Annotated in this window: 30 protein-coding genes and 1 pseudogene; 17 read left to right on the top strand and 14 right to left on the bottom strand. The window is 67.7% G+C overall.

The window, feature by feature from the left end:
- Nucleotide 1: 1 nt before the first annotated feature.
- The gene (locus tag G3580_RS19585) at nt 2–364 is read left to right on the top strand and encodes a VanZ family protein (protein WP_173768419.1); all 363 of its coding nucleotides are present in this window, start codon (nt 2–4) and stop codon (nt 362–364) included.
- Here G3580_RS19585 and G3580_RS19580 read toward each other — a convergent pair.
- The 3 genes from G3580_RS19580 to G3580_RS19570 all read right to left on the bottom strand — a co-directional run bounded on the left by G3580_RS19580 (nt 322) and on the right by G3580_RS19570 (nt 2,837).
- Entirely contained in the window at nt 322–1,608 is a 1,287-nt protein-coding gene (locus G3580_RS19580) for a methyl-accepting chemotaxis protein (protein ID WP_173768417.1), read from the bottom strand. The genes G3580_RS19585 and G3580_RS19580 overlap by 43 nt on opposite strands.
- Nucleotides 1,583–2,101 (bottom strand): PAS domain-containing protein, encoded by a 519-nt coding sequence (locus tag G3580_RS19575; protein WP_173768415.1) that lies wholly within the window; start codon nt 2,099–2,101, stop codon nt 1,583–1,585. Before G3580_RS19575 ends, G3580_RS19580 begins: the two co-directional genes overlap by 26 nt.
- Nucleotides 2,102–2,264: 163 nt before the next feature.
- Complete coding sequence (locus tag G3580_RS19570; protein WP_173768413.1) at nt 2,265–2,837, bottom strand: OmpA family protein; 573 nt, start codon at nt 2,835–2,837, stop codon at nt 2,265–2,267.
- 225 nt (nt 2,838–3,062) lie between these two features.
- Here G3580_RS19570 and G3580_RS19565 point away from each other — a divergent pair, with 225 nt between their 5' ends.
- Both G3580_RS19565 and G3580_RS19560 read left to right on the top strand, forming a co-directional pair.
- Nucleotides 3,063–3,533: a YaiI/YqxD family protein gene (locus G3580_RS19565; RefSeq protein WP_173768411.1), complete on the top strand. Its 471-nt coding sequence runs from the start codon at nt 3,063–3,065 to the stop codon at nt 3,531–3,533.
- The gene (locus G3580_RS19560; protein ID WP_173768409.1) at nt 3,530–3,904 is read left to right on the top strand and encodes a VOC family protein; all 375 of its coding nucleotides are present in this window, start codon (nt 3,530–3,532) and stop codon (nt 3,902–3,904) included. The genes G3580_RS19565 and G3580_RS19560 overlap by 4 nt, the downstream gene beginning before the upstream one ends.
- 1 nt (nt 3,905) lies before the next feature.
- Here G3580_RS19560 and G3580_RS19555 read toward each other — a convergent pair whose 3' ends face one another.
- Together G3580_RS19555 and G3580_RS19550 are read right to left on the bottom strand one after the other, a co-directional pair.
- The gene (locus G3580_RS19555) at nt 3,906–4,406 is read right to left on the bottom strand and encodes a DUF4405 domain-containing protein (protein WP_173768408.1); all 501 of its coding nucleotides are present in this window, start codon (nt 4,404–4,406) and stop codon (nt 3,906–3,908) included.
- A 161-nt stretch (nt 4,407–4,567) separates the two neighbouring features.
- Nucleotides 4,568–5,419 carry a mechanosensitive ion channel family protein gene (locus G3580_RS19550; protein ID WP_173768406.1) on the bottom strand — a complete coding sequence of 284 codons (852 nt, stop codon included), beginning with the start codon at nt 5,417–5,419 and terminating at the stop codon, nt 4,568–4,570.
- A gap of 139 nt (nt 5,420–5,558) precedes the next feature.
- On the opposite strand from G3580_RS19550, the gene G3580_RS19545 reads away from it, so the two are divergent.
- The 4 genes from G3580_RS19545 (at nt 5,559) to G3580_RS19530 (ending at nt 8,644) form a co-directional block, all read left to right on the top strand.
- Complete coding sequence (locus tag G3580_RS19545; RefSeq protein ID WP_173768404.1) at nt 5,559–6,800, top strand: TIGR03862 family flavoprotein; 1,242 nt, start codon at nt 5,559–5,561, stop codon at nt 6,798–6,800.
- Between the two features lie 112 nt (nt 6,801–6,912).
- Nucleotides 6,913–7,755 carry a PEP-CTERM sorting domain-containing protein gene (locus G3580_RS19540; protein WP_173768402.1) on the top strand — a complete coding sequence of 281 codons (843 nt, stop codon included), beginning with the start codon at nt 6,913–6,915 and terminating at the stop codon, nt 7,753–7,755.
- A 6-nt stretch (nt 7,756–7,761) separates the two neighbouring features.
- Nucleotides 7,762–8,469: a glutamine amidotransferase gene (locus G3580_RS19535; RefSeq protein ID WP_173768400.1), complete on the top strand. Its 708-nt coding sequence runs from the start codon at nt 7,762–7,764 to the stop codon at nt 8,467–8,469.
- Nucleotides 8,470–8,512: 43 nt separating this feature from the next.
- Entirely contained in the window at nt 8,513–8,644 is a 132-nt protein-coding gene (locus G3580_RS19530; protein WP_173768902.1) for a peptide-methionine (R)-S-oxide reductase, read from the top strand.
- 3 nt (nt 8,645–8,647) lie between these two features.
- Here G3580_RS19530 and G3580_RS19525 read toward each other — a convergent pair whose 3' ends face one another.
- The gene (locus tag G3580_RS19525; protein WP_173768398.1) at nt 8,648–8,977 is read right to left on the bottom strand and encodes a hypothetical protein; all 330 of its coding nucleotides are present in this window, start codon (nt 8,975–8,977) and stop codon (nt 8,648–8,650) included.
- A 210-nt stretch (nt 8,978–9,187) separates the two neighbouring features.
- A complete protein-coding gene (locus tag G3580_RS19520; protein WP_173768396.1) occupies nt 9,188–9,979 on the bottom strand; it encodes an SIR2 family NAD-dependent protein deacylase in 792 nt (263 codons plus the stop codon).
- A gap of 116 nt (nt 9,980–10,095) precedes the next feature.
- Here G3580_RS19520 and G3580_RS19515 point away from each other — a divergent pair, with 116 nt between their 5' ends.
- The 8 genes from G3580_RS19515 (at nt 10,096) to G3580_RS19485 (ending at nt 15,229) form a co-directional block, all read left to right on the top strand.
- Nucleotides 10,096–10,602, top strand: coding sequence for a TerC family protein (locus tag G3580_RS19515; RefSeq protein ID WP_267313319.1), 507 nt, complete (start codon nt 10,096–10,098; stop codon nt 10,600–10,602).
- Complete coding sequence (locus G3580_RS20335) at nt 10,494–10,862, top strand: TerC family protein (RefSeq protein WP_267313339.1); 369 nt, start codon at nt 10,494–10,496, stop codon at nt 10,860–10,862. The genes G3580_RS19515 and G3580_RS20335 overlap by 109 nt, the downstream gene beginning before the upstream one ends.
- Complete coding sequence (locus G3580_RS19510; RefSeq protein WP_173768394.1) at nt 10,859–11,839, top strand: serine/threonine protein kinase; 981 nt, start codon at nt 10,859–10,861, stop codon at nt 11,837–11,839. The genes G3580_RS20335 and G3580_RS19510 overlap by 4 nt, the downstream gene beginning before the upstream one ends.
- 308 nt (nt 11,840–12,147) lie before the next feature.
- Complete coding sequence (locus G3580_RS20495; protein WP_173768392.1) at nt 12,148–12,792, top strand: uracil-DNA glycosylase; 645 nt, start codon at nt 12,148–12,150, stop codon at nt 12,790–12,792.
- A gap of 120 nt (nt 12,793–12,912) precedes the next feature.
- Nucleotides 12,913–13,683 (top strand): hypothetical protein, encoded by a 771-nt coding sequence (locus tag G3580_RS19500; RefSeq protein WP_173768390.1) that lies wholly within the window; start codon nt 12,913–12,915, stop codon nt 13,681–13,683.
- Nucleotides 13,684–13,719: 36 nt separating this feature from the next.
- A complete protein-coding gene (locus G3580_RS19495; RefSeq protein ID WP_173768388.1) occupies nt 13,720–14,067 on the top strand; it encodes an Imm8 family immunity protein in 348 nt (115 codons plus the stop codon).
- 89 nt (nt 14,068–14,156) lie between these two features.
- A complete protein-coding gene (locus G3580_RS19490; protein WP_173768387.1) occupies nt 14,157–14,540 on the top strand; it encodes a hypothetical protein in 384 nt (127 codons plus the stop codon).
- Between the two features lie 278 nt (nt 14,541–14,818).
- The gene (locus G3580_RS19485) at nt 14,819–15,229 is read left to right on the top strand and encodes a hypothetical protein (RefSeq protein ID WP_173768384.1); all 411 of its coding nucleotides are present in this window, start codon (nt 14,819–14,821) and stop codon (nt 15,227–15,229) included.
- A 354-nt stretch (nt 15,230–15,583) separates the two neighbouring features.
- On the opposite strand, the pseudogene G3580_RS19480 reads toward G3580_RS19485, so the two are convergent.
- Nucleotides 15,584–15,741, bottom strand: a pseudogene (locus tag G3580_RS19480) (IS110 family transposase); the annotation flags it as partial.
- Between the two features lie 167 nt (nt 15,742–15,908).
- Between G3580_RS19480 and G3580_RS19475 the strand changes: the two are divergent.
- Nucleotides 15,909–16,565, top strand: a complete 657-nt coding sequence (locus G3580_RS19475; RefSeq protein WP_173768382.1) for a pyridoxamine 5'-phosphate oxidase family protein — start codon at nt 15,909–15,911, stop codon at nt 16,563–16,565.
- Between the two features lie 127 nt (nt 16,566–16,692).
- On the opposite strand, the gene G3580_RS19895 is transcribed toward G3580_RS19475, so the two are convergent.
- Together G3580_RS19895 and G3580_RS19465 are read right to left on the bottom strand one after the other, a co-directional pair.
- Nucleotides 16,693–17,574 (bottom strand): J domain-containing protein, encoded by an 882-nt coding sequence (locus G3580_RS19895; RefSeq protein WP_217424560.1) that lies wholly within the window; start codon nt 17,572–17,574, stop codon nt 16,693–16,695.
- Nucleotides 17,575–17,877: 303 nt separating this feature from the next.
- Entirely contained in the window at nt 17,878–18,843 is a 966-nt protein-coding gene (locus tag G3580_RS19465) for an MsnO8 family LLM class oxidoreductase (protein ID WP_217424559.1), read from the bottom strand.
- 296 nt (nt 18,844–19,139) lie between these two features.
- Here G3580_RS19465 and G3580_RS20330 point away from each other — a divergent pair, with 296 nt between their 5' ends.
- On the top strand, nt 19,140–21,125 hold the full coding sequence (locus tag G3580_RS20330; RefSeq protein ID WP_173768380.1) for a serine/threonine protein kinase: 1,986 nt from the start codon (nt 19,140–19,142) through the stop codon (nt 21,123–21,125).
- A 97-nt stretch (nt 21,126–21,222) separates the two neighbouring features.
- Here G3580_RS20330 and G3580_RS19455 read toward each other — a convergent pair whose 3' ends face one another.
- Genes G3580_RS19455 through pxpB form a run of 4 tightly spaced genes read right to left on the bottom strand, consistent with a single transcriptional unit; the run spans nt 21,223 to nt 23,990 of the window.
- On the bottom strand, nt 21,223–21,429 hold the full coding sequence (locus G3580_RS19455; RefSeq protein WP_173768378.1) for a hypothetical protein: 207 nt from the start codon (nt 21,427–21,429) through the stop codon (nt 21,223–21,225).
- Nucleotides 21,430–21,442: 13 nt separating this feature from the next.
- Nucleotides 21,443–22,207: a LamB/YcsF family protein gene (locus G3580_RS19450; protein WP_173768376.1), complete on the bottom strand. Its 765-nt coding sequence runs from the start codon at nt 22,205–22,207 to the stop codon at nt 21,443–21,445.
- The gene (locus G3580_RS19445; RefSeq protein ID WP_173768374.1) at nt 22,204–23,262 is read right to left on the bottom strand and encodes a 5-oxoprolinase subunit C family protein; all 1,059 of its coding nucleotides are present in this window, start codon (nt 23,260–23,262) and stop codon (nt 22,204–22,206) included. The genes G3580_RS19450 and G3580_RS19445 overlap by 4 nt, the downstream gene beginning before the upstream one ends.
- The gene (gene pxpB, locus G3580_RS19440) at nt 23,259–23,990 is read right to left on the bottom strand and encodes a 5-oxoprolinase subunit PxpB (RefSeq protein ID WP_173768372.1); all 732 of its coding nucleotides are present in this window, start codon (nt 23,988–23,990) and stop codon (nt 23,259–23,261) included. Before pxpB ends, G3580_RS19445 begins: the two co-directional genes overlap by 4 nt.
- Nucleotides 23,991–24,516 lie beyond the last annotated feature (526 nt).

The following is a 24,516-nucleotide window of genomic DNA, read 5'->3' as shown; positions in this document are numbered from 1 at the left end:
CATGACGGTCTCGGTGCGTGCCGCCCGCCTCGGCTTCGCGGTGGTGCTGGGCGTCATCTTCGTCATGTCCCTGGTGCCGGTGCCCGACGGGCTCATGGTGTTTCGCTGGCAGGACAAGGTCGAACACGCGCTCGCGTTCACGACGCTCGGCCTGCTCGGCGCCGTCGCCCGGGCTGGCCGCCCCGGGCCGCGAGCTGCCGGACTGCTCGTGTACGGGGCCCTCATCGAGGTGGCGCAGGGCTTGACCGCCTACCGGACGGCCGATGTCACGGACTGGCTGGCCGACGCGTTCGGCGTGGCCCTGGCGGCGCTGTTCGCGCGTCAGTGCATCTGCTGTTCCAGGCTCGCGAAGAGCCGGTCGTAGATCTCGATCAGGCGTTGCTTGTCACCATCATCGCTGATCCAGCGCCGATCGGCGGCGATCATGGCGGCTTCGCGCTCTTCCTCACTCAGTTCGAGCGATTCGACCGGGGTGCCGTTGATGATCTGGTTCGCGTCCGAACGCGCCTTCTGGGCGGTGGCCACCACGTTCATCGACGCCTCCATGCTGCGGGCGCTGCGGGCGATGCTCGACGCCAGGGTACCGACCTGGCGGGCCGATTCGGCGGATGAGGCCAGTTCGTGGCCGAACTCGTCGGCGGTGGTGCGGGCGCCGCGGACCGCGCCGTTAAGCTGTTCGATCTGGGCGATGGCCGAGGCCATGGAGGCGCTCATGGCGCCGATGGCCTGGGCGATCTCCTCGGCCGAACGCTGCGATTCGTCGGCCAGCTGGCGCACCTCGTCGGCGACCACCGCGAAACCCCGCCCCGATTCGCCGGCGCGGGCCGCTTCGATGGAGGCGTTCAGCGCCAGCAGGTTGGTCTGTTTGGCGATGTTGTCGATGGTGCCGGTGAGCTTGTGGATGACCTCCGCCTTGGTCGCCAGGTCCGCCAGTGCATCGGTGCCCTGACCGGCCGAGCGCTCCGCGTTGCCCAGCGCCGTGGACATGCGTTCGGCCGCTTCCGACATGCCCAGGGCCGCGGTGGAGAAGGTGTTGGAGCGCTCGCCCGATTCGCTCGCCTGGGCGCTGGCCTCGGTCAGCGAGCGGCGTACCTGGTCGATGGCCATCGACAGGCCGTTTTCCGAACGCATGAAGATGCGCGAGAGCAGCGCTTCGCGGGCAATCGAGACCTGGGCGGTGGCCAGGTGGTCGAGCATGCCCTGCATCTGGTCCAGCACGCGCTGGAAGATGCCGTGCAGGCCGGAGGTCTGCAGGCGCCGCCAGGGGCGCTGGTTGGCGCTGCCGTCCATGGCGCCGAGCATCTCGCGGAACGCGGTTTCGGTCTGATCCAGGGCCGAATTCAGATTCACCCGCATGGATTCGAGCACCGGATCGGAAAACGCCCGCGGCAGGCGGTTGTTCAGATGGCCGCGGCCCACGTCGGCGAGCAGGGCGTCGAGGCCCTGCAGTTCGTCCGCGCCGGCCCGCGACGGCCACATCAGGACCACCGCCGCGATGGCCACCAGTGCCGCGCCCGCCCCGGCCTGCCAAAAGGCCGCGCCCGCGCCCGCCAGCATCAGCACGAGCACGAAGGGGCGGCGATCAAATCGCGAAGACGAGTTCTTCATAGCTCATCTCCTTGTCGTTGAGCAGGTTGGTCAGCACCGCGGTGCCGGCGGCGATGGCCTCGCGCGCGCCGGCGGCCTTCTCGGCCGCGAGCATCTGCGCATAGACCGCGCTGATGGTGTCGATCGCGCTGCGCTTGGGGCAGCGGCGTACCGAGGAGTAGCCGATGATCCGGCCGCTCGGGTCGACGTCCGGCGTGATGTGGGCGAACACCCAGTAGAAGCCGCCGTCCTTCGACATGTTCTTCACGTAGGCGAAGAATTCCTTGCCGGTGGCGATGGTGTCCCACACCAGCTTGAACGCGGACCGGGGCATGTCCGGATGGCGGATGATGTTGTGCTGGGTGCCGATCAGTTCGTCCTCGGTGTAGCCGGAGAACTCGACGAAGATCGGATTGCCGTAGGTGATGATCCCTTTCGGGTTGGTCTTGGAGACGATGAAGTCGTCCTCGCGCATGACGCGCTCGACCGTGGTCGGCGTGATGGCTCGTTTCATGTCGGTGTGTCTCCCTCTTATCCTTGGTTTATAGAGGAACAACGACGACATGCCCGGCGGCTTGAGTGGCCGGCGGTCGGGTGGCAAGCTCCCGGACCGCCAGCCGCCGGTTGGGGGGGCACATGCCGGGCGGTGTCGATGCCCGACATGCGCACCCGGGAGTTCAGCGCACGAACATCTCCACCCGGCGGTTCTGGGCCCGCCCTTCGGCGGTCGCGTTGTCCGCCACCGGCATCGACTCGCCCTGCCCGGTCGCGGTCATGCGCGCGGGCGCCACGCCCCGGCTGGCCAGGTAGGTGGTGACCGACTGGGCACGATCCTGGGAGAGCTTCATGTTGTAAGCCTCCGAGCCGGTCGAGTCGGTGTGGCCGACCACCGTGACCGTGGCGTTGGGATGCTCGTTGAGGGTGCCGGCGATCTGGTTGAGCGTGCCCTGGAAGTCCGGGTTGAGGCGGGCGCTGTTGGTCTCGAACAGCACCGCGCCCGGGATGTCCAGCTTGACCGAGCCGTCGGGCTGTTCGGTGACGCCCACCTTGGAGCCGACAAGGTAACCGAAGGCGCCACCCAGCGCCGCGCCGACCACGGTGCTGCGGGTGCCGCCGACCTGGTTGCCGATGACCCCGCCGAGCACCGCGCCGCCGACGGCACCGATGGTCTTGTTCTGGGTTTCCGTGGTCTGGCAGCCGGTGGCGACCAGTGCCGCGCCGAGCGCGAGCAAAGCAATCTTCTTCTTCATCACGAGACCTCCTAGCGATATCCTGAGGGGGAAATTCGATGGTCGCCCGGTACTTCAGATGGGGCGACGCCATGAAACATCTTGCCACGCCGGTGTGACCGGCAGGGGCAGGCGAAAATTCCTGACACACTCTGAAGCAGTTGGCCGGCGCCGTGGCGCGGGCCCGCGAAACCGCCCACCGGCCGGGCCGCAAAGCCCGTTCCGCTCACACCTGGAGACTGCCTCATGCGCATCTGGATCGATGCCGATGCCTGCCCCGTGGCGATCCGCAACGTGGTGTTCCGCGCCGCCGAACGGGTGCAGGTCCACACCACCCTGGTGGCCAACCAGCTCATCCGCCTGCCGCCGTCGCGCTGGGTCAGGGCGGTACAGGTGGAATCGGGCTTCGACGTCGCCGACGACTACATCGCCGCGCGGGTGGAAGCCGGCGATCTGGTGGTCACCGGCGACATTCCCCTGGCCGCCCAGGTGGTCGAGGCCGGCGCCGTGGCGCTCGAGGCGCGTGGCACCTTCTATACCCGCGAAAACATCCGCGAGGCGCTGGCGATGCGCGACTTCATGGCGGAGCTGCGCGACACCGGGCAGGTGTCCGGCGGTCCGGCGGCACTGTCGAAGACCGACGTGCAGGCCTTCGCCAACGGCCTCGACCGCTTTCTCGCGCGCCACCGGGCATCCACCGGCAAGGGCGCATCATGAGCCGGCTCGACGCCATCGCGCTGCTGCCCCGGCTGCCGGCGCTGAACTTTGCGCGCTCGCAACGCTTCTATCTGGACCTGGGTTTTCGCTGCGTGTGGGCCAATGCCACCCAGGCGCGCTTCGAATGCGGTGCCACGGCGTTTCTGCTGGGCGACGACTACATGGCCGTGGTCGCGGAAAACACCCGTGTGCAGCTCGAGGTACGCGACGTGGACGCCTGGTGGTCACATGTGCACGACAGCCGCCTCGCCGACATCCACGACGTGCGCCTCGGCCCGGTCGACACCCTCGCGGACGGCGCTCGTGCGTTCACCCTGACCGACCCCAGCGGTGTGCTGTGGCGCATCGTCCAGCGCCCGGCGGCGGACTGAGTCAGCGGCCGTCGCGCAGCACCGTGGCGATGAGCTTCCCCTGATCGCCCGGATCGGTGCCGACCAGCGCGCTCACCGACGCGGTCTCCGGCGTCGGCGCATGGCCGGCGGCGCTCAGGCGTCGGCTCAGTTCCGCCTCGTCGATGCCGGCCACCTGGGCGAGCACCGGCAGGGGCGCGGCGGCCAGGGCCTGGGTGCTCGCCATCAGGGCCTCGCGGCCGCCGGGACCCCGGTTGCCCGTGGGCACGAAGCTCAGCCCCAGCAGGAGCACGAACAGCCCGGCGATCGCCTGCCCCCGGCGCTGGCTCAGCTGCCGCTTGAGCGCGGTGAAGTTGAGGGTCAGATGCAGCCCGACCGCGACGACCAGCGCCCAGCCCAGCCATTCGTGGGCCAGCTTGTTCAGGCCGCTGTCCAGATGAAAGAACATCAGCACGCCGGTCACCGCCAGCAGGAGGAAGGCACCGGCCACCGTCGGGGTGACCCATTCGCGTTTGAGATTCATGATGCGTTGCACAGGTGATTCGTCATGCCCCCAGCGTAATGCCACGTGGGTGGGCGCGCGAGCATCTTTACCCAAGTTTGCCCGGCTTGACGGATCTGAACGCGGCGCACGCAAAAACGGCCACCCGGAGGTGGCCGTCGCCCGGTGCGGGACGTGCCGTGTCAGTCGGTGCCCGCCTCGGTCGCCTTGGCGAAGGGCGCCGCGTCGGCGTGCTTGGGCAGCACCTGGTGCACATGCAGGTCGGTCTGCGGGTAGGGGATGGAGATGCCGTTGTCGTCGTAGGCGATCTTGATCGCTTCCTTGAGATCGCACATGGTGGCGAAGTAGTCGGCCGACTTCACCCACGGGCGGATGTGCAGATCCACGCTGCTCGCGCCCAGCTCGGCCACCGCGATCACCGGCGCCGGATCGTCCAGCACGCGCGGCTCGGCCTCGAGCACGGCGGCCGCCACGTCCTTCGCCTTGCGGATGTCGTCGTCGTAGCTGATGCCGATGATCAGGTCGATGCGGCGGGTCTCGCGGGCCGAGTAGTTGGTGATCACGCCGGAGTAGATGGCGCCGTTGGGAATGACGATGGTGCGGTTGTCGGGGGTGCGGAAGGTGGAGCTGAAGATGCTGATGGTCTCGACCACGCCCTGGGTGCCGGCGGCCTCGACGAAATCGCCCGCCTTGAAGGGCCGGAACACGATCAGCATGACGCCGGCGGCGAAGTTCTTGAGCGAATCCTGCAGCGACAGGCCGATGGCCAGGCCGGCGGCGCCGATCAGGGCCACCAGGGAGGTGGTGTCCACACCCAGCTGGTCGAGGGCGGCGATGATCACCACCAGCAGGAGCACGCCGGTGAGGATCGAGAGCACGAAGTTGGCGAGCATCTCGTCCATGCTCGAGCGCGCGAGCATGCGCCGGGCGATGCTGACGATCAGCTTCACCGCGTAGCGACCGAGGAAGAAGATGACGAGGGCGATGGCCAGGTTGATCAGCCACGCGCCGGCGGAATCGAGAAGGTTGTGCATGGGGTCTCCAGGGGGTCGGGGTGGATGGGGTGGCCCGCGAAGGCTCGCGTTTACTCTATGCTGCCATGCAGCACGTTGCAAAACGGCGGCCGATCCGGCGGTATGATCCGGGTTTTGCCCCCGAGTGATCGCCGAGCCCATGACACCGCAAGCTGCTGCCCGCCCATGGCGGGTGATCGTCGTCGGCGGGGGGCCGGCGGGGCTGATGGCCGCCGAGGTCCTCAGTGCGCACGGCGTCGCGGTGGACGTTTTCGAGCGCATGCCCACCATGGGGCGCAAGTTCCTCATGGCCGGCCGGGGCGGGCTCAACATCACCCATGGGGAAGCGGCCCCGGCCTTCGTCGCCCGCTATCGTGAGCGCGCCGCCATCGTCGGCGACTGGCTTGCCGGCTTCGATGGCGCCGCCGTGCGCCGCTGGGTCGAAGGCTTCGGCATCGAGACCTTCGTGGGCAGCTCCGGCAAGGTGTTCCCCAAGGGCATGAAGGCGGCGCCGCTGCTGCGCGCCTGGCTCGCGCGCCTGCAGGCGGCCGGGGTGCACCTCCATGTGCGCCACCGCTGGCTGGGATGGACCGCCGATGGCCGGTGGCGTTTTTCCACCCCGGACGGCGAGCGCACGGTCACCGCCGACGCCGCGGTGCTCGCGCTCGGCGGCGGCAGCTGGGCACGGCTCGGCTCCGACGGCGCCTGGTGCGATCCGCTCGCCGCCGCGGGCGTGCCGGTCGCGCCCCTGCGTCCGGCCAACTGCGGGTTCGAGCTCGACTGGCCGGCCGAGTTCGCGGCCCGCCACGCCGGCGCGCCGCTCAAGGCGGTGGGCCTGCGCTTCGTCGACGCCGCCGGTCGCACCCACCACCGCAGCGGTGAATGCCTGGTGACCCGGCACGGCCTGCAGGGGCCGCTGATCTACGCCTTGTCGGCCGAGCTGCGCGATGCCCTGGTGGCCGGGCCGCTGGCCGTGGAACTGGATCTGATGCCCGATCGCAGCGCCGAGGCGCTCGCCGCCCGGCTCGCCCAGGCGCGCGGGCCGCGCTCGCTGCCGGCGCACTGGCAACGGGCCGTCGGCCTCAAGGGAATCAAGGCCGACCTGGTGCGCGACGCCCTGCCGCGCGACGCCTGGGCCGACGCGGCGCGCGTGGCCGCCGTGCTCAAGGCGCTGCCGCTCACGCTCACCGCAACCCGGCCCATCGACGAGGCCATCAGCACCGCCGGCGGGGTGAGCTTCTCCGGGCTCGATGCGCACCTCATGCTCGGCGCGCGGCCGGGGGTGTTCTGCGCCGGCGAGATGCTCGACTGGGAGGCACCCACCGGCGGCTACCTGCTCACCGCCTGCCTGGCCAGCGGCCGGGTCGCGGCCCGCGGGGTGCTCGACTGGCTCGACCGGTGACGCAGGTCACGGCGTGCTTCACGACATGAGCATTTTTTATTGCGGCGGGTTCGAATTCGTATAGCATCGAGGAAAAAGCCCGTTACACCTTGCCTCGACAGGAGTTGCCCGCATGTCCGTCCTCAACCGTCTCTCGCGCCCGTTGATGGCTGCCTCCCTCGTGCTCGGCGTTGCCGCCAGTGCGCACGCGATGGATTCGTGGTACTTCAACCCCGCCGGCACCGGTTTTGCCAACGCCACCGAATTTTCCGGTTTCAACGTCGGTGGCTACGGTTTCATCGACCAGTCGGTCTCGATCCAGCACCTGGGCTTCGACTTCGAAGAACACGGCGCCTACCAGATCATGATGCCCTCGTCCGGCGCCAGCCCCACCGCCGGGTTCGACATCACCGCCACCTACGCGGTCGAAGGCTACGTGGGCCTGCTCGGCAGCGGTTTCACCGGCGGCGCCATCAGCCTCTACGCCGACCCGAGCTTCGACTTTGGCTCCGCCAACGGTATCTTCGGGGCCGACAACGGCACCCTCATCGCGCAATTCGACGTGGTCGGCGGCGCGATCGATCCGCTGGCCGGCCAGGCCTCGGTGGCGGCGCAGCTGGTCGGCGCTTCGCTGGCCTCGGGCTATTTCTTCGACGCTGCCGGCAACGATCTGGCGGGGGTGACGGGCCTCGGCCTGACGCTGGGGGTCCAGAACCAGGTGATCGACCCGACCGGCACCCGGATCGTCGCCGAACTGGCCTGCGAATACGGCGGATTCAACGGCCCCGGATGCAACGGTGCGCCCTACCGGCCGGCCTTCATGGACCTGGCGTATTCGACGGTGCAGGATGTGGGGGTGGCCACGTTGACCTATAACGGAGGTGTGCCCGTCGTCGCTGTGCCCGAGCCGGCCAGCGCCGTCATGATGTTAACCGGCCTCCTGGGTCTGTTCGCCTGGAGGCGTTTTCGGAGCTGAAGTCCCATGTCGGTCGCCGTTGTCCTGCGCCATCTGGCCTTTGAAGATCTGGGCCTGTTCGAAGCCCCGTTGCGCGCCCTCGGCTACCGCATCGAAGTGCTCGATGCCGGCGTCAACGTGCGCCCCGAGCGCCTGCGCGCCGCCGATCTGCTGGTGGTCTGCGGCGGCCCCATCGGCGCCTACGAGACCGAACTCTACCCCTTCCTCGCCGACGAGATCCGAGTCATCGCGCAGCGTCTGGCCGGGCACCGGCCGACGCTCGGTATCTGCCTGGGTGCGCAGCTGATGGCCACCGCCATGGGCGCCCGCGTCTATCCGGGCACGCGCAAGGAGCTGGGCTGGGCGCCGCTGCAGCTGACCGAGGCCGGCTGCGCCTCGCCGCTGGCCGCCATCGGCGACCTGCCGGTGCTGCACTGGCATGGCGACACCTTCGACCTGCCCAAGGGCGCCACCCTGCTCGCCTCCACCCCCGACACGCCGCACCAGGCCTTCAGCGTCGGCCGTCATGGCCTCGCCCTGCAGTTCCATCTCGAGGCCGACCCGGCGCGCATCGAACAGTGGCTCGTCGGCCACACCGGCGAGCTCAAGGCCGCCGGCATCAACATCCCCGCGCTGCGGGCCGCCTCGGCGGTGCACGGCCCGCGGCTGGTGCCCGTGGTCCGCTCGGTGGTCACCCACTGGCTCGACGCCATGGCGCCGCGTCGCACCCGCTGAGACGCCGCACACCGTCGGCGGCCATCCAGTCGGCACCAGCCCCCTGAACCGTGAGCAGCGCGCCGGCACCTTCGTGTGCGCGACCTGCCACACGCCGCTGTTCTCCCACCCCACCAAGTTCGCCTCGGGGACCGGCTGGCCGAGTTCGCCGCCGCCGGCGCGCCACCCGGTCTGAGGGTCAGGCGGTCACGCGCAGGTCGAAGTGGGTGCCGAGCAGGGCGATCACATGGGCCAGATCCAGGTCCTCCTGCACCAGCGGCACGCCCGCCAGGCTGGCCAGCGCCGCTTCCGGAAAACCCAGCTCGACCCCGTAGCGCCCGGCCGCCTGGCCATAGGTGTGGACGAAGGCGCACAGGCGCGGCTCTTCGGGCAGCTCCAGGCCGAGCCCCTGTTCGTCGTCGCGCCACTGCGCGGCGATGCGCATCTGGCCGCCGGTTAGCGGCACGGACAGACAGTCGAGCAGCCGGGTGAGGCTGCGATACTTGGGTGAAATGCCGTGTTGAGCCATGGTGCACCTTGAATGCCGGGTGTGACGAAGCCGCGAAAGACCTGCCCGGATGGCCGTCAGGCGGACGGCGCGCCGGACAGGCGTGTCCCTGCCTGGCATGGATGCAAGACCGATACCAGCGCATCGGCCCAGTGAAATCAACGCCTTGGCAATGGCGAACGCGTGCGTTGTCGACTTTGCGACAAGGTCTGTCGCGCTGCCGCGTCCGCCTCAGGCCGTGTCCGGAAACGCCTCGCCGAAGGCCGCGTGCACCAGCGCGGGCAAGAGCGTGCCGGCCGGCCCGAGCAGGTTCCAGTCGGCGATCGTGTCCAGCGCTGTGGGTTGCGGGTTGAGCTGAAGGACGCGCGCGCCCTGCTCCGCCGCCACCTGGGGCAGCTGCGCGGCCGGGTACACCAGCGCCGAGGTGCCGACGGTGATGAACAGGTCGCACCCGGCCGTGGCCGCCATGGCGCGCTGCCATTCGTCCGCCGGCAAGGGCTCGCCGAACCACACCACGCCGGGCCGGATCGGGCCGGCGCACCTGGGGCAGTCCGGCGGCGTGACCCGGCGGCCCGCCGCCGGCTCGTCCGGCATCCCCGGCGGATAGCGCCAGGGCTGGCCGCATACCGAGCAGCGCGGCTGCATCAGGCGGCCGTGCAGGTGGGCCACGCCGGTGCTGCCGGCGCGCTCGTGCAGGTCGTCCACGTTCTGGGTGATCACGCTCAGGGCCGGCACATGGCGGGCCAGCGCGGCAATGGCCCGGTGCGCCGGGTTGGGCGCCGCGCGCATCACCCGGGCACGTCGCCATTCGTACCAGCCCCACACCAGCGCCGGATCGGCGGCAAAGGCCTCGGGGGTGGCCAGCGCGGCCGGATCGAAGCGCGCCCACAGGCCGGTGTGCGCGTCGCGAAAGGTGGGCACGCCGCTCTCGGCCGACACCCCGGCGCCGGTGAACACCGTCACGTGGCGCGCCTCGCGCAGGGCGGTCAGCAGGCGGTCGGGCAGGAGCAGGTCGGCGGTCATGGGCGGATCGGCATCACGGGGTGCGCGGCCAGTGTAGCGCCTCACGGAACCCCCGGACACCTTGCTATGATGGTCGCCCGCTGCCCACGGGCAGTCAGCCGATTCCGGGGCCCGACATGGTCGCACTGCTCGGCGATCCGCAACTGATCGTCGCCTTCTTCACCCTCACCGCGCTCGAGCTGGTGCTGGGCATCGACAACATCATCTTCATCTCCATCCTGGTGGACAAGCTGCCGCGCGCGCAGCGCCAGTTTGCCCGCCGGCTCGGCCTGTTCCTCGCCATGTTCATGCGCATCGGCCTGCTCGCGGCGCTCTCCTGGCTGGCCGGCATGACCGCCCCCCTGTTCACCGTGCCGGTGCTCGAGCACGGCCTGTCGGGGCGCGATCTCATCCTCGCCGCCGGCGGCCTGTTCCTGGTGTGGAAGAGCACCCGCGAAGTGCACCAGCTGCTCGAAGGCGAAGAGGGGCCGAATCGCGTGCCGTGGCCGGCACCCTGGCGGCCGTCGTCGCCCAGATCGTCGTCATCGACCTGGTGTTCTCGCTCGACTCCATCGTCACCGCCATCGGCATGGTCAGCCACCTCGGTGTCATGGTCGCCGCCGTGGTTGCCTCGGTGGGGCTGATGATGGCCTTCGCCGGCCCCATCGGCGAGTTCGTCTCCGAACACCCCACGGTCAAGATGCTGGCCCTGTCCTTCCTGCTGGTGGTCGGCGTGGTCCTCATCGCCGACGGCTTCGGCCATCATGTGCCCAAGGGCTACATCTACTTCGCCATGGCCTTTTCCTTCATGGTGGAGATGCTCAACATCCGCCTGCGCAAGCGCGTCGCTGCGCCCGTCAACCTGCGCGAACCCTACGCACCGCCCACGGACACCCCCTCATGACCGACACGGAAGCCCCCTTCGCCCGGCTCACCCCCGACGCCCTGCTCGACGCCCTCGAGGCCATCGGCCTGCCCGTGAACGGCAGCGTGCTCGCCCTCAACAGCTACGAGAACCGCGTCTTCCAGGTGGGCGTGGACGACGGCGCGCCCCTGATCGCCAAGTTCTACCGCCCCGGCCGCTGGAGCGACGAGGCCATCGGCGAGGAACACGCCTTCCTGCACGAGCTGGCCGAACGCGAGATTCCCGTCGTCGCCCCCCTCGCCCTCGACGGCCGCACCCTGCACCAGGCCGGCGGCTACCGCATCGCCGTGTTCCCCCGCCGTGGCGGCCGTGCCCCCGAGCTGGAGGACGAAGACGTGCTGCGCTGGATGGGCCGCTTCATGGCCCGCGTCCATGCGGTCGGCGCCACCAAACCCTTCGCCCACCGCCCCGTCATCGACCGCCAGACCTACGGCATCGACGCCCGCGACGCCCTGCTGCGCACCCCCTACATCCCCATGGAGCTCGAAACCAGCTGGCGCAGCGTGGTGGACCAGGCCCTCGACGGCGTCGAGCGCTGCTACCAGCGCGCCGGCGACATCGCCCTCATCCGCCTGCACGGCGACTGCCACGCCGGCAACGTGCTGTGGACCCCCGACGGCCCCCACTTCGTCGACTTCGACGACGCCCGCATGGGCCCCGCCATCCAGGACCTGTGGATGCTCCTCACCGGCCAGGGAGACGAACAGCGCCGCCAGTTCGAGGTCATCTTCGAAGGCTACCGCCAGTTCGCCGACTTCAACCCCGCCGAACGCCAACTCGCCGAAGCCCTGCGCACCCTGCGCCTCATCCACTACGCCGCCTGGATCGCCCAGCGCTGGCACGACCCCGCCTTCCCCCACGCCTTCAGCTGGTTCGACAGCCCCCGCTACTGGCAGGACCACATCCTGGCGCTAAGGGAGCAGATCGCGCTGATGGACGAACCACCGCTGATGTGACATCGCCGGCAACGCACTACCCACAACGCATTGCCTTGGCTCGTGTTCATGGGTAACGTGTTCGCATACGCGAAGGCGCCGCACCGGCGTCGTCGATGGCGAGCATCGTTCCCTGCGGAATGCGTTGGTGGCACCGGGAAAAGCGACGTATCCGTGTTTTGAAATTAGGACGGACTAAATCGGATGAGTTCGTTGAAATTGCAGCTTTTTTTTTTGCGATTGGACGCGCGTATTCATCTGTGTGACGGGAAGTTTTCCGTCGTTTAGGACGTCTGCTTATAGTTAGAAGTGCTCAAGAAGGAGAAGAGATGCCGCTGAATCTATTGGCCGACGAAATGCGCTCGTGCCGAAAATGTGCTGCGAAATTGTCAGAATACAGCGTCGTTCCAAGGCCAATCTTTGGCGGTGGCGCTGGCTATCCGGTTATCCTTGTTGGTCAATCGCCAGGAAGAACAGAGTATGAGCGGAATGCACCTTTCCAAGGTGATGCAGGCACATCTATTAAATCTCTATTTCGGTCATGCGGCTTACGGGACTTCGACAACACCGTATATCAAACGTCAGTGACAAAGTGCTTTCCGGGGCGCCGCCCGGGTGCCAGTACTGATCGAGTACCAAGCACTTCTGAGGTGAACAGTTGCTCCCCCTTCCTTGCAAAACAACTAGAGCTATTGAAGCCGAAACTAATCGTCTGCCTCGGTGGACTTTCTTGGAAAGCATACGTAACGATGCGGGAGAGAGAAGAGCTAGGTTATTGCCTTCGTGAGTTCGAGAAGCACAAGCCGCAAGACCTCCGCGTTCCTGATTTGGTGGGCCGACGGTTTCTGTGGAGAAACGCCGTCGTTTTGCCAATGATTCACCCAGCGGGAAGCGCAAACGGATCCCGTGCCCAGTATCCAACTCAGGATCTGGAGTCAAAGCGGCTGCTGCGAGAAGAACTTCAGCAATTGTGAAAAGCACATCTAACAAACGCGTGAACTCGGACGGCCAAAAGTGGCGCCGCTTCGCTCTGCCACTTTCGGCCGTCGGTTACGCAAGCTGTTGGGGGGCTTGTGTCCTCTGTGAGGTAATCCATGCTTATTGAATCTCTCCGGGGTTTGCGAGCTCAGGCTATCAATGACTTTTGTTCAGCAATGGAGTTCAAGTCATACACGCAACTGGGCTACCAATTCGCATCTAACTTCGCGGCAGGAATGCCGCACCAAACAACAATAACAATTGCCTATTCTGAGTTTGCTCATAGCCTAGGGCTTCAGGACAAGACGGTTTCACCCAACGAATTGGCCGGTTACCTCACACGCGCCTATGACAATCATTTTCTTCAGTTGATAGTCCAACATCAGGTGGCCGTCTTCGAGAGCATGTTCTTCGATACGCTACGCACCGTTTTGATTGCGCAACCCATCCGTCTTCCATCAAAGCGCCATATCGAATATGGTGTCATTGTGTCCGCAGCAGACAAAGACCAAATCATTTCTGTGCTGGTCGACCGCGAGCTAAATGAATTGAAGTACAAGCCTGTAGCCGATTGGTTTGCTTATGTAGCGAAGCTTGTATCCGACATCTGCATTCCTGACCAAGACTTGGGGCAAATAGCAGAAGCGAAAGCAACGAGAGATATCTTGGTTCACAACTCTGGCGTTGTGAACGAAACATATCAACAGAAGGCAGGAGCCTTTGCCCGAGGTAACCTAGGCGAAAGAATCTCTGTAGCTGGTGACTATACCCGCGACACTTGGCAACTACTGGTACGAGTTCTCGTAAGTGTAATTGATGGTTTCCTCGAAGCATTTGAGACTACGAAAGCCCCCCAACCCGGCGGTCAACCGGACGCTGCGCAATAAGGCCGCGCAGCGCCGGTTACCTCCACGTTGGGCGTCATGATTACCCCCGTGCTTAAAGAGTTGTTCTGCCCCGGTCTAGAGAAGCCGGCCCTACCGCCGAATCCGGACGATTGTGTTGTTTCGCTGCAAGCCTCTATCGGGCCAAAGGGTGAAAGAGGAGAGGACCTTTTCTTCTTTACCGTTGCCACACCGAGCGGGTTGCTGCGCGAAGACCTTCCCCGCTGGGGCCGAGGCATCCTCCTTGTGGAAGCATTTTCCTGGGTAGTCGTCGAGCGTGCTGTTGAGCGCTTGTTGTCGCAGTCGCGCCGTGAATCGTGGGCCGAGGTCGCCGCTGTACTCAACCACGAGTTGAATTGGGAGTTTGAAAATTTCAAACCGTCCTAATCTGATCTGCCGCCCAACCCTGCAATGTACCGGACCTGTGCGAAAATCCGCACAGGCCAGTGATTTTGAACGTTAGCCATGTCCGCGGCATGACATACATCCTTCAAATCGCGCTGCTGGTTATAGGCGGTGCCATAGCATTGGCGGCGTTTGGCAATGGAAAGGCCATTTTTGGTCTCGGCATTCTCGCCTTCTGCGGCGTTTCAATCTGTGCGCTGGCGTTTTCCAATACTGATCCGTCGGGACAGCACCCGGCCGCGAAGCGTTGGTTGTTGGCTGGTTTATTGTTCGGCTTCGCTGCCTTTTTCGTAGTTATAGTGGGTTCCGTGGTCGAGTTTTCGGCGGGCAACACCAGTAGTGGCGCTAGACTTCTTGGTGGCGCCGTCTTCGGAGCAACGCTGGTGGCGACACATTTTAAACGGCTTATTTCGGTGTTCTGCTCTCCAGTTCGAGAGAGCGATATAAATGGCTAACAATCACATTAAGTCGCCCTTCGGGCTGGGACGCGGCGCCACGCGCCGCGCCCCTTATGTAAATCGTTATGCCTAATCGTCTCTGGATCTTCTGCGCTGACATTGGATCTGTGAAGGCAGGTCGCTTTGGTTGGTTCGGTACTGGCCCGGATGGTAGACCAGTGCCAGGCAGCAGCATTGAAGACCTTGCGAGTGCGGTAGCCGAAAAAATCACCTGCGGCGCAAAAGTCGCACTCGGATTCGAGTGCCCTCTGTATGTGCCGCTTCGAGACGATCCGATGTTTCTCACCAAAGCAAGAACCGGCGAAGGAAACCGTAGTTGGAGCGCAGGTGCTGGTTGTGGTGCGCTTGCTACTGGTCTTGTCGAGGTCACATGGCTTCTTGAACAGATTCGAACCAAGACACCCAAGTCTGCAGCGGCCTTTCTCAACTGGAAAGCATTTGAGGCCTCCGACGGAGGGCTCTTTCTATGGGAGGCATTTGTGTCTGGCAAAGCCAAAGGTAGCGGGCACGCACACGACGCTGAGATTGCAGTTCAGACGTTTCAAGCCGCTTTACCAAACCCGGAACTTGCGAACGCTATCTCAGAACAAAGCGTGCTCTCGCTCATTGGCGCGAGCATGTTGCGTGCTGGGTGGTCTACGAATGCCCAACAACTATCAGAGCCCTGTCTTGTCATCAAGGCATAACCCGGCGGTCGACCCCGTTCGCCTCGCTCTCTGGACGCTGCGCGATGAAGCCGCGCAGCGCCGGTCACCTCTACGACAAAGGGCTTCCCCCCGAAATACAAGCCTCGGTTTAATTCATCTTCTCCTCCGTTTTCGATTCGACACCGCGCTTCATCGAAGCTGATGGACTGCGTGACTACAACCGGTCATGTTGGGCATCGATGGCCCGGACCCTGATGAAAGACGCGCGTGGGGGCCTCATTCGTTAGCCGGGCTCTGTGTGTCTCACCCCTCAAGCTAATCAGGTACGCCCCACGCGGGTCCAAACCGCTTCACATCAACGCTGTGTCGTCCTGCCGGAAACTGTCTTCGTGTTCAGTGCTCCGCACCGGTGAGCCGAAACTGATCGCCGTAGTGCAGCACCGCCCAGGCCAGGCGCGCATTCTTCGCCGCGATGGCCACCGCCGCTTTCCAGTAGCCGCGCCGCTCGACAAGTGCGCGGGCCATCGGCTGAATCGGTCCTGCTTGTCACCCCAACCCGTCATTCCACCGGATCTTGCGTATAGAGCCGCGCAAGCCAGGTGAATTCAAACGATGGGGCATGCATCGCCTTTGGCTTTGACCCATCCGAGGCCCAGGTTCATCATCAGGTCGTCCGGGTCCGGCGTGAGCGCGTCGGTGGCGACTTCGAGGAGGCGTGATGAGCGATCTGTACAGCGAGCAACACCGGGTGTTGCAACGGGCATTCGAGACCGACAAGCTGGCCGACCGGGTCAAGGAGTTCATTGTCGTCTCCGAGATCACGGATGATCACAAGGCGTTCATCGAAAGCCGGGCGATGTTTTTTCTCGCCACGGTGGATCACCGGGGGTTCCCGACTTGTTCCCATAAGGGCGGCGAGCCGGGTTTTGTCCGGGTGGTCGATGCGACGACGCTGGCGTTCCCGAGTTATGACGGCAATGGCATGTTCCTGTCGATGGGGAACCTCACTGCGAATCCGAGGATCGGCATGCTGTTCATCGATTTCGAGACGCCGCACCGGGTGCGGGTGCACGGTACCGCGAGCATCGACCGGGACGACCCGTTGACGGCGTCGTTCCACGGGGCGGAGTTGGTGGTGCGGGTGGCGATCGAGGAGATTTTCGTGAATTGCCCGCGATACATCCACCCGCATCGACGCATCGGATTGTCGAAGTACACGCCGCAACGCGACGCGGAGCGGCCCGTGACGCCACAGTGGAAGCGGATCGACGGGTTGCGTGACGTGTTGCCGACGCGAGACGGCGAGGCCGTCGATGAGCTGGGCTGTATCACCCCGGAGGCGTACGAGGCGCTCGTCCGGCAGGGGAAGGGATAAAGGACACTGGGGCGGCCCGCGTAAGACGCACTCGCCGAAGGGCATCGCGCCGGATGCCTGAGCGCGGAACGCAGGTACCCGGGCGATCGGACGCTCATCGTGACGGCCGTCCCATCGCGGGGGCGGCTCATGTCCGGCCGGCGGCCAGCAAAACGGCCTTGGCTTCGTTCAATCGTTTCATGAGCCAGGGTGAGCCGCCCGGGCGGTCCGGGTGCAGCCGGGAGGCGAGCACGCGGTAGGCGCGGGTGATGTCATCGGACGAGGCGTCGGGCGCAACATTGAGAATCTCGCGTGCCACTTCGACGGTCATGTCGCCGTCGGGCGAGAACGGGCGGTGCTCGTTGCCCGCATGCCGAGAATGGCGATTGGCGTCTTGCCGGTGCGCGTTCTGTCCGTCGCGTCGGCGTCGATCATGGTCGCCGTGCGTGCGTTGCTGCCGGGCGTAGCGTTCGTTGTGATCGCGGCGCTCGGCGTCGGCGCGTTGTCTTTCGGCTTCCTCCGCCTGCTGTCGTTCCGCTTCCGCCCGGGCGGCGGCTTGTGCTTGTTCGTGCGCCCGCTGTCGATCCTGAACGGGTTTGAGTGCCGCCTGGAGCGCGGCTAGATCACGCTCGTAGACGTTTGGGCAGGCTTGCACGACATCCATGATTTCGGGTGTGGTGGCTTCAATGAGCTCGCGACTGCTCACCCGGTATTCGTAGGGCTGGGTATAGATGTCGGGGCGGTAGCGCGTGACCCGTTCGAACAGCAGATGCAGGCGATCCTGCGGGCCTTTGAGCACCGCGACGCGATCGTGTCCGTTAACGACCGGGGCGTGGTAGAGGACCTTGAAGCGGCGCAGGCTCTTCTTCGGCTTGCCGTCCCAGACGAACGACTGCATGAAGTCGGCATCGGCGCTGTCGATCCGTTCCTGCAGGTCGTCCTTCGGATCGCCGAATACGGTGTTGCTCGTGGATTCGAGTGCGTCCCCGACGGCATTGGCCAGGTCGGCCAGCGTGTCCCAGAGCCCCATTGGATGTTCCTTGTTGTTGTTCAGGCGGTTCGGCTACGTTTGCGTGTCCTCAGTGGTATTGCGGCATTCGACGCGCCAATTTGAGGGCGCGGGGAACGGTGCGTTGCCCCGGGTCGGCGCGTGGCGGAATGTCCGCTCGGACGCTCCGGGGTTTCTTCTGACGTATCGCCTCTGTCGATCCACAGGGGATCCCGGATTCCGCTGCGCTGCAGCCGGGCAACGCGCTTTTGGTGAGCGTGCCGGCGGCTGCGCCTCACCCCGCCAGCAAACGGTAACTCTTCTCCCGCGCGGCGAAGTCGTGGGTCACGGTGACCACCGCGATCTCGTCGGTGCCGAAGGCCGTGGCGAGGGTGTCGATGTCCTCGCGGCAGCGTTCGGGGTGCCGATGGTGTAGCCGCGCTGGATGTGGTCGTACTGGGCTTGTTGCGAGGGGGAGAAGGCCTTGCGTGCGTCGTGTACGGCGTCGGGGGCGAGCAGGGCGTCCTGGCCGCCGGCCTGCATCATCATCTTGCGGTAGATGGCGGTGCCGGCGAGGTGTTCGGCTTCGGCCTGGGTGTCGGCGCAGAACGCGGCGATGGCGAGCATGCGCTTCGGTTCGCCGGGGTGGCCGGCGTCGTGCCAGGCCCGGGTGTGGGCGTCGAAGATCTCCGGGTGGCAGTGGTCGGCGGAGATGAAGCGGGCCAGCGCGAGGTGCATGCCCAGCTGGCCGGCCAGGGCGGCGCTGCCGCCGCCGGAGCCGAGCATCCACAGTGCCGGCCCGGTGTCGATGGCCGGGCTGATGTGCAGGCCGGACCAGGGATGCCCGGCCGGCAGGGTGCCGTCGAGCAGGCCCTTGAGGGTGGCGGCCTGCGCGGGGTAGTGCTCGGGCTCCAGCGGGCCACCGGGCCAGGCCAGGGCCGAGGCGGCGAGCCGGTCGCCGCCGGGGGCGCGGCCGATGCCCAGGTCGATGCGGCCGGGGAACAGGGCGGCGAGCAGCTTGAACACCTCGGCCACCTTGTAGGGGCTGTAGTGGCTGAGCATGACGCCGCCGCTGCCCACGCGCATGTGGCGGGTGACGCTGGCGATGGCGGCGACGAGGATCTCGGGGCTGGGGCCGGCGAACTGCGGGCTGTTGTGATGCTCGGCCACCCAGTAGCGCGCATAGCCGAGCGCGTCGCAGGCCCGGGCCAGTGCAACCGACATCTGCGCCGCGTTGGCGCAGCCGGGGGCGGTGTCGGTGGGGTGGATGGGGCTCTGGTCGAGCACGGTGAGCTGGAGGGCCTGGGGCATGGGGTGTCCTGGTTCGGTGCGGCGAATGCAAAAATCTCGAGAATTATAGCAAGGCCGATCGCCTCCGACCGATCCGGGCGGAGCGTGTGCGCGGTGGCTCATGACGATGTCGTTACATCGGCCGGATTTATGAAAGAAAACTTAAGAGGCCGCACGGACGCCAGGCGAGCGGCGTAGCCTTGCCGCAGTGTGTCAATTTTCCTGGCGCCCGCCGGCGGACCGGCTCTTGCCAAGACGGTTCGGCCCGAGGTCGAAGCGCATCCCCGGCGGGCCTGTTTCGTATGGCCGATCACTCCATGAACCGATCCGATCACTCTCGACCCGTCCGCGGTTCCGGCCCAGCGGTGGATCCGTCGGCGCAACCGCTCGAGTTGAGCCGCGACGCGCTGCCGCCGGGCACCGTCATGGCCGGGTACGAAATCCTCTCCGTGCTGGGCGAACGGGGTGCTGGCATCCTCTATCTGGCCATGGATCATGCACTGCAGCGCCGGGTGGTGATCCGGGAGTACCTGCCTGCCGTCCTGGCGTACCGGACGCGCGGCATGGCGGTGAGCCTGCGTTCGGAGGGGCATGCGGAGGCCTTCGCCCGGGGGCTCGAGTCCTTTGTCGACGAGACCCGACTGCTGGCCCGCCTCGACCACCCGGCCCTGGTGCGCGTCCTGCAGTTCTGGGAGGCCAACAATACGGTCTACCGGGCGATGCCCTTCTACGACGGGGTCGGCCTCGACGAGGCGCGCCAGTCGATGGCACAGCCACCGGACGAAGCCTGGCTGCGCGACCTGCTGGTGCCGCTGCTCGACGCGCTGGCGTTGTTGCATGGCGCCCAGTGTTACCACTGGCCCATTTCGCCGAAGCGTATCCTGCTGCAGCCCGACGGCCGCCCGGTATTGCTCGATCACGGCGGCGCGCGCGATGCCGGCGGCGACCGGGTCATCCCCGAGCCGGCGTTCGCGGCGATCGAGCAATACGCCGACGCGACACAGCTGCCGGTGGGGCCATGGACGAATCTGTACGCATTGGCTGCGGTGGCCTATTACGGCATTGGTGGCGAGGCGCCCGTGGTGTCCACGGCCCGAGCCGTCGACGACCGGATGGCGCCCCTGTTCGAGGTGGTGGACCGCCTCGGCCGCCGCTTCCCCGACCTGAGCTACAGCGTGGGTTTCGTGTCGACCATCGAACGGGCCCTCCGGATCCGGCCGCAGGAACGCCCGCAGTGCGTGGCCGACTTCAGGCGTGCGTTGCTCGATGGCCGCGACGAGGCGCCGCCATCCGTCGTGGCGCCGGGCGCTGCAGAAGAGGCACGGCCGGACTACGTGTTGCCCGCGTTCCTGTTCGCCCAGGAGGAGACCGGTGGGTTGCCTTCAGCGCCGCCGGGGGCCGCCAGCGGCGGCTCCGGGGAGGATATGGCCTGGGAGCCCACCCTGCCGGGACCACCCGACGTGCCGCCCGCGTCGGATGCGTCCGACGTCCCGGGGCCTTCAGCTCAGATGCCGCAGACGCCGGTCGACGAGTTTCCGCGCGCCGGGCCGCACCACGCGCCGGATGAAAGGGAGGTGCCTCCGCCCTCATGGACCGAGCCGAAGGCCGGCGGTCGGCGCCTGCCTCTGGTCGCGAGCATCGCGATCGTGACCGTCCTGGCCCTCGGAGCGGCGGGCGCCATGATGTGGTCGTTCAATGTAGACGACGGTGTCCTGCGGTACATGGTGGAGCAAGGCCGGGCGATGGCCGAACCGCCCCCGCCCCCGGCACCGCCGCAAACGCCCGCCGCCGATCCTGGGGACGCGCCGGTGATAGCGCTTGCCGAGCCGCCGGCACCCGCGGTCCACGAGCCGCCCACACCGGTTGCACCCGAGCCGCCGGCATCGCAATCCACGTTGGCGGGGCCGCCGCCCCGGCCCGTCGCCGACCCCGGGGATGCGGCAGCGTCGCCGGCGCCGACCGAGGCTGCCAGCGATCCGGTGAGCCTGTCGGACCCGCCGGTGGCATCGGCGCCGGTCGCGCCATCGGCCATGGCGCGTGACGAAGCCGCTGAAGACCCGGTGCCGCAGACCGAGCCGGCGGCCGCGCCCGCCGACGAAGCTGCCGACGAGGCTGCCGAAGCGCCACGGCCGGCGCCGGTCGTCGTGGCCAAAAAGGCGCCGGACAATCCGCGCACCCTGTGTGGCCCGCGCACGCCGTTTTCACTCTATCGATGCATGAAATCGGCGTGCGAGCGGCGAAAGTACGCCAACCACCCCGAGTGCCGGTATCTGCGCGCAACCGACGAAGTGATGCCGCACTGACGAGCAACGCCCCCGTCTGGTTGGATGCGGGCGAATGAACGAACGGCCCTGAGCCCGGGGGACGCTCAAGCGGACACCCCGGTGGCGCCGAGCCGGCTCAGCGCGTCTGCTGGTCCGTCTCCTGCAGGCGCTTTTGCATCATCGCGTTGGCCTCGTCGAGCTGCTGCTGGACGCGCGCCTTGGTGGCCTCGGCCTGTTCCACCTCCTGCTTCTTCGCGGCCGCCACGGCGGCGGCGCTGGTGGCGGTGTCGGCGCCGCAGGCGGCGAGGGAGAGGGTGAGGAGAACGGGGAGCAGGGCTTTCATCGGGGCACTCCGGTCAGACGACGTCGGGGAGGATCGCCAGCACATGGCCGTCGGCCTCCAGCGCTTCGCGCAGGGCGCGGGCGGTGTCGACCGCGTCGGCGCTGTCCCCGTGGACGCAGATGCTGTGGATGGGGGTGGGCAGCACGGTGCCGCTGGCGGCGACGATGCCGCCGGCGTCGAGCATGCGGCGGACGTGGTCGATGCACACGGCGGGGTTGTCGAGCACCGCGCCGGGCTCGCTGCGCGACACCAGCGCGCCGGCGGTGGTGTAGGCGCGGTCGGCGAAGATCTCGCTGGCCACCAGCAGGCCGGCGGCCTCGCCCGCCGCGACGAGGGCGGAGCAGGCCGGGGCGAGGAGGATGAGGTCGCGGTCGAAGGCGACGATGGCGCGGGCCACGCAGGCGGCCAGGGCGGCGTCCTCGCAGGCCTGGTTGTTGAGCGCGCCATGGGGCTTCACATGGGTGAGGGTGCCGCCCTCGGCGCGCGCCATGCCGGCCAGCGCGCCGAGCTGGTAGATGATGGCCGCTTCCAGCTCATGCGGCGCCATCTGCATGGGGCGGCGGCCGAAGCCGTGCAGGTCGGGATAGGCCGGGTGGGCGCCGAGGCTGGTGTGGGCGGCGATGGCGGCGCGCACGGTGTGGCGCATCACGCGCGGGTCGCCGGCATGAAAACCGCAGGCGATGTTGGCCGAATCGACGATGGGCAGCAGGGCCTCGTCGTCGCCCATGCGCCAGGCGCCGAAGGATTCGCCCAGGTCGGCATTGAGGTTCAGTTTCATGGGCCGCGCTCCGCGTCGTCGTCCATCCGGGGCGACAAGGCGTTGACCATGCCGCTGAGCAGATTGTTGCCGTAGAGCGCCGCCAGGTCCACAGCCGCGTCGCCCCGAACCGGCCCGATGCCGGCCAGCGTGCGTGCCAGCGCGGCGGCCGCCTCGCGGGCGATGGTTTCGGCGCCGGCCACGTCCACCGCGGTGAAGCGCAGCCGGGCGTCGGGACGCAGCGCGGCGAGGCGGCCCAGATCGGCGGAGATGACGGTGGCGATCTTGGGGTAGCCGCCGGCGGTCTGGCTGTCGGCCAGCAGCACGATGGGCTGGCCGTTGCCCGGCACCTGGATGGCGCCCGGCACGATGGCGTCGGAGACGATCTCGCGGCGGCCGGCGTCCACATGGGCCAGGGCCGTGCCGCGCAGGCGCATGCCCATGCGGTCGGCCTCGGCGCTGACGCGCCAGTCGCGGGCGGTGAGTGCGTCCAGCGCGTCGGCGGCGAAGTGGTCGAGCTGCGGGCCGGGGACCACGCGCATGGGGCCGTGGTCGGCCGCGGGGGGGTGAGTCAGCTGCAGCTCCGGGCCCTCCGGCGCGGTGGCATCGAGCCGGTCGCCGGCCTGCAGGGGGCGGCCGTCGACTCCGCCCAGGCGGGCGCGGGCATAGGTGGCGGCGCTGCCGAGCACTGGCGTACAGACGAGGCCGGCGACCGCGAGCATGGCGATGCGGCCATGACCGGTGTCGATGAGGCGCAGTTGCTCGCCGGGCGCCAGCCACACGCTGCGCCAGGGGGCGACGGTGGCGGTGCGGCCGTCGGCGTCGCGCCGTTCGAGGCGGGCGTCGCCGGCCACTGCCACCCGCACCGGCCCGCCCTCGGCGGCCACCCGCAGGCCCCCGTCCAGGCATTCGATGGCCGGCGCCGTGTCGGCATTGCCCACCAGCCGGTTGGCGATGCGCAGCAGGGTGGCGTCGAGCGCGCCCGAGCGCGGCACGCCGGCCCGGCGCCAGCCATGGCGGCCGGCGTCCTGCACGCTGGCGAACGCACCGGGGGCGAGGACGTGCAGGCGGCTCATGGACCGACCTGCCAGTCGGCGGGATCGAGGCGGCCGTGGGCGAGGTCGGCCTCGAGGTCGGCGAGGGTGTCGGCGTCCACCGGTGTGAAGCGCACCCGGTCGCCGGCGGCGAGCAACGCGGGCGCCGCGCGCGAGGGGTCGAACAGCGGCGCCGGGCAGCGTCCGATCAGGTGCCAGCCGCCGGGGCTCTCCCAGGGGTAGATGGCGGTCAGGCCGTTGGCGAGGGCGACGCTGCCGGCGGGCACCCGCACCCGCGGTTCGTCCCGGCGCGGCCGCCGCAGCGCCTCGGCCACGTCGCCCATGAAGGGAAAGCCGGGCAGGAAGCCGAGCATGTACACCACATACTCGGTGCCGGTGTGGCGGTCGACCAGCGCCTCGGCCGTGAGCCCGGCGTGCGCCGCCACGGCGGCCAGATCCGGCCCGTGGGCGCCGCCGTAGCAGGCCGGCAGCCGCCAGCGGCGCCCGCTTGCGGCCGGTGCGGGCGCGGTGCTGTCGAGGCAGGCGCGCACCAGAGGCTCAAGGGTGGCGCGGCGGGTCTGCAATGGGTCGTAGATGAGCGTCAGCGAGCGGAAGGTGGGCACCGTCTCGATCAGGCCCGGCAAGCGCCCGGCGGCCTGCGCCGCGGCCAGTGCCGCATCGAGGGCGGCCACCTGCGCCTGCAGCGCCGGGTCGATGGTGTCGCCGAATTCGATGGTGAAGGCGGTGTCGCCCAGATCGAGGATACGCATGAGGCGATTCTGGCATGGACCCACCCCGGACGCTCACCGTCAGCCGCGCTTGTTCGGGCGCTCTGCGGTGAGTCCGCACTGACCGGCCGCCGCCGCATGTCGCCCGGCGCCAGCGCACCGGGTGCGCTTGGGGAGCGTCTACCGCCGTGCCCGGTACACCCCATCCCCCTCCCAACCTCCCCCTTGAAGGGGGAGGGGTCTGATTGTCGCCCGGGTGATGCGCCGTGACGTGTGCAGCGCCAATCCCCGCACGTACCGCCCAAAGGCGAATGCCGGGAGCGTTGGGAGGCAGCGAACGTAAGTGAGCGTGGGGGTCGTCCGCGTTCGCGCCGGGCCGTCCCAAGCGAATGCGCGGCCCCCTCGGGGGGCAGCGAACGCAAGTGAGCGTGGGGGTCGTCCGCCTTCGCGCCGGGCCGCCCCAAGCGAATGTGCGGCCCCCTTGGGGGGCTGCGAACGCAAGTGAGCGTGGGGGTGGTCCGCCTTCGCGCCGGGCCGCCCCAAGCGAATGCGCGGCCCCCTCGGGGGG

This window comes from Nitrogeniibacter mangrovi, from assembly GCF_010983895.1.
Lineage (GTDB): Bacteria > Pseudomonadota > Gammaproteobacteria > Burkholderiales > Rhodocyclaceae > Nitrogeniibacter > Nitrogeniibacter mangrovi.
Note: the sequence above shows the minus strand (reverse complement) of the source record. Positions and strands in the feature narration are given on the sequence as shown.

Excerpts from the sequence above, each read along its gene's own strand:
- G3580_RS19585 (WP_173768419.1), top strand. The coding sequence starts at position 2 with ATGACGGTCTCGGTGCGTGCCGCCCGCCTCGGCTTCGCGGTGGTGCTG.
- G3580_RS19580 (WP_173768417.1), bottom strand. The coding sequence starts at position 1,608 with ATGAAGAACTCGTCTTCGCGATTTGATCGCCGCCCCTTCGTGCTCGTG.
- G3580_RS19575 (WP_173768415.1), bottom strand. The coding sequence starts at position 2,101 with ATGAAACGAGCCATCACGCCGACCACGGTCGAGCGCGTCATGCGCGAG.
- G3580_RS19570 (WP_173768413.1), bottom strand. The coding sequence starts at position 2,837 with ATGAAGAAGAAGATTGCTTTGCTCGCGCTCGGCGCGGCACTGGTCGCC.
- G3580_RS19565 (WP_173768411.1), top strand. The coding sequence starts at position 3,063 with ATGCGCATCTGGATCGATGCCGATGCCTGCCCCGTGGCGATCCGCAAC.
- G3580_RS19560 (WP_173768409.1), top strand. The coding sequence starts at position 3,530 with ATGAGCCGGCTCGACGCCATCGCGCTGCTGCCCCGGCTGCCGGCGCTG.
- G3580_RS19555 (WP_173768408.1), bottom strand. The coding sequence starts at position 4,406 with ATGAATCTCAAACGCGAATGGGTCACCCCGACGGTGGCCGGTGCCTTC.
- G3580_RS19550 (WP_173768406.1), bottom strand. The coding sequence starts at position 5,419 with ATGCACAACCTTCTCGATTCCGCCGGCGCGTGGCTGATCAACCTGGCC.
- G3580_RS19545 (WP_173768404.1), top strand. The coding sequence starts at position 5,559 with ATGACACCGCAAGCTGCTGCCCGCCCATGGCGGGTGATCGTCGTCGGC.
- G3580_RS19540 (WP_173768402.1), top strand. The coding sequence starts at position 6,913 with ATGTCCGTCCTCAACCGTCTCTCGCGCCCGTTGATGGCTGCCTCCCTC.
- G3580_RS19535 (WP_173768400.1), top strand. The coding sequence starts at position 7,762 with ATGTCGGTCGCCGTTGTCCTGCGCCATCTGGCCTTTGAAGATCTGGGC.
- G3580_RS19525 (WP_173768398.1), bottom strand. The coding sequence starts at position 8,977 with ATGGCTCAACACGGCATTTCACCCAAGTATCGCAGCCTCACCCGGCTG.
- G3580_RS19520 (WP_173768396.1), bottom strand. The coding sequence starts at position 9,979 with ATGACCGCCGACCTGCTCCTGCCCGACCGCCTGCTGACCGCCCTGCGC.
- G3580_RS19515 (WP_267313319.1), top strand. The coding sequence starts at position 10,096 with ATGGTCGCACTGCTCGGCGATCCGCAACTGATCGTCGCCTTCTTCACC.
- G3580_RS19510 (WP_173768394.1), top strand. The coding sequence starts at position 10,859 with ATGACCGACACGGAAGCCCCCTTCGCCCGGCTCACCCCCGACGCCCTG.
- G3580_RS20495 (WP_173768392.1), top strand. The coding sequence starts at position 12,148 with ATGCCGCTGAATCTATTGGCCGACGAAATGCGCTCGTGCCGAAAATGT.
- G3580_RS19500 (WP_173768390.1), top strand. The coding sequence starts at position 12,913 with ATGCTTATTGAATCTCTCCGGGGTTTGCGAGCTCAGGCTATCAATGAC.
- G3580_RS19495 (WP_173768388.1), top strand. The coding sequence starts at position 13,720 with ATGATTACCCCCGTGCTTAAAGAGTTGTTCTGCCCCGGTCTAGAGAAG.
- G3580_RS19490 (WP_173768387.1), top strand. The coding sequence starts at position 14,157 with ATGACATACATCCTTCAAATCGCGCTGCTGGTTATAGGCGGTGCCATA.
- G3580_RS19485 (WP_173768384.1), top strand. The coding sequence starts at position 14,819 with ATGTTTCTCACCAAAGCAAGAACCGGCGAAGGAAACCGTAGTTGGAGC.
- G3580_RS19475 (WP_173768382.1), top strand. The coding sequence starts at position 15,909 with ATGAGCGATCTGTACAGCGAGCAACACCGGGTGTTGCAACGGGCATTC.
- G3580_RS19895 (WP_217424560.1), bottom strand. The coding sequence starts at position 17,574 with ATGGGGCTCTGGGACACGCTGGCCGACCTGGCCAATGCCGTCGGGGAC.
- G3580_RS19465 (WP_217424559.1), bottom strand. The coding sequence starts at position 18,843 with ATGCCCCAGGCCCTCCAGCTCACCGTGCTCGACCAGAGCCCCATCCAC.
- G3580_RS20330 (WP_173768380.1), top strand. The coding sequence starts at position 19,140 with ATGAACCGATCCGATCACTCTCGACCCGTCCGCGGTTCCGGCCCAGCG.
- G3580_RS19455 (WP_173768378.1), bottom strand. The coding sequence starts at position 21,429 with ATGAAAGCCCTGCTCCCCGTTCTCCTCACCCTCTCCCTCGCCGCCTGC.
- G3580_RS19450 (WP_173768376.1), bottom strand. The coding sequence starts at position 22,207 with ATGAAACTGAACCTCAATGCCGACCTGGGCGAATCCTTCGGCGCCTGG.
- G3580_RS19445 (WP_173768374.1), bottom strand. The coding sequence starts at position 23,262 with ATGAGCCGCCTGCACGTCCTCGCCCCCGGTGCGTTCGCCAGCGTGCAG.
- pxpB (WP_173768372.1), bottom strand. The coding sequence starts at position 23,990 with ATGCGTATCCTCGATCTGGGCGACACCGCCTTCACCATCGAATTCGGC.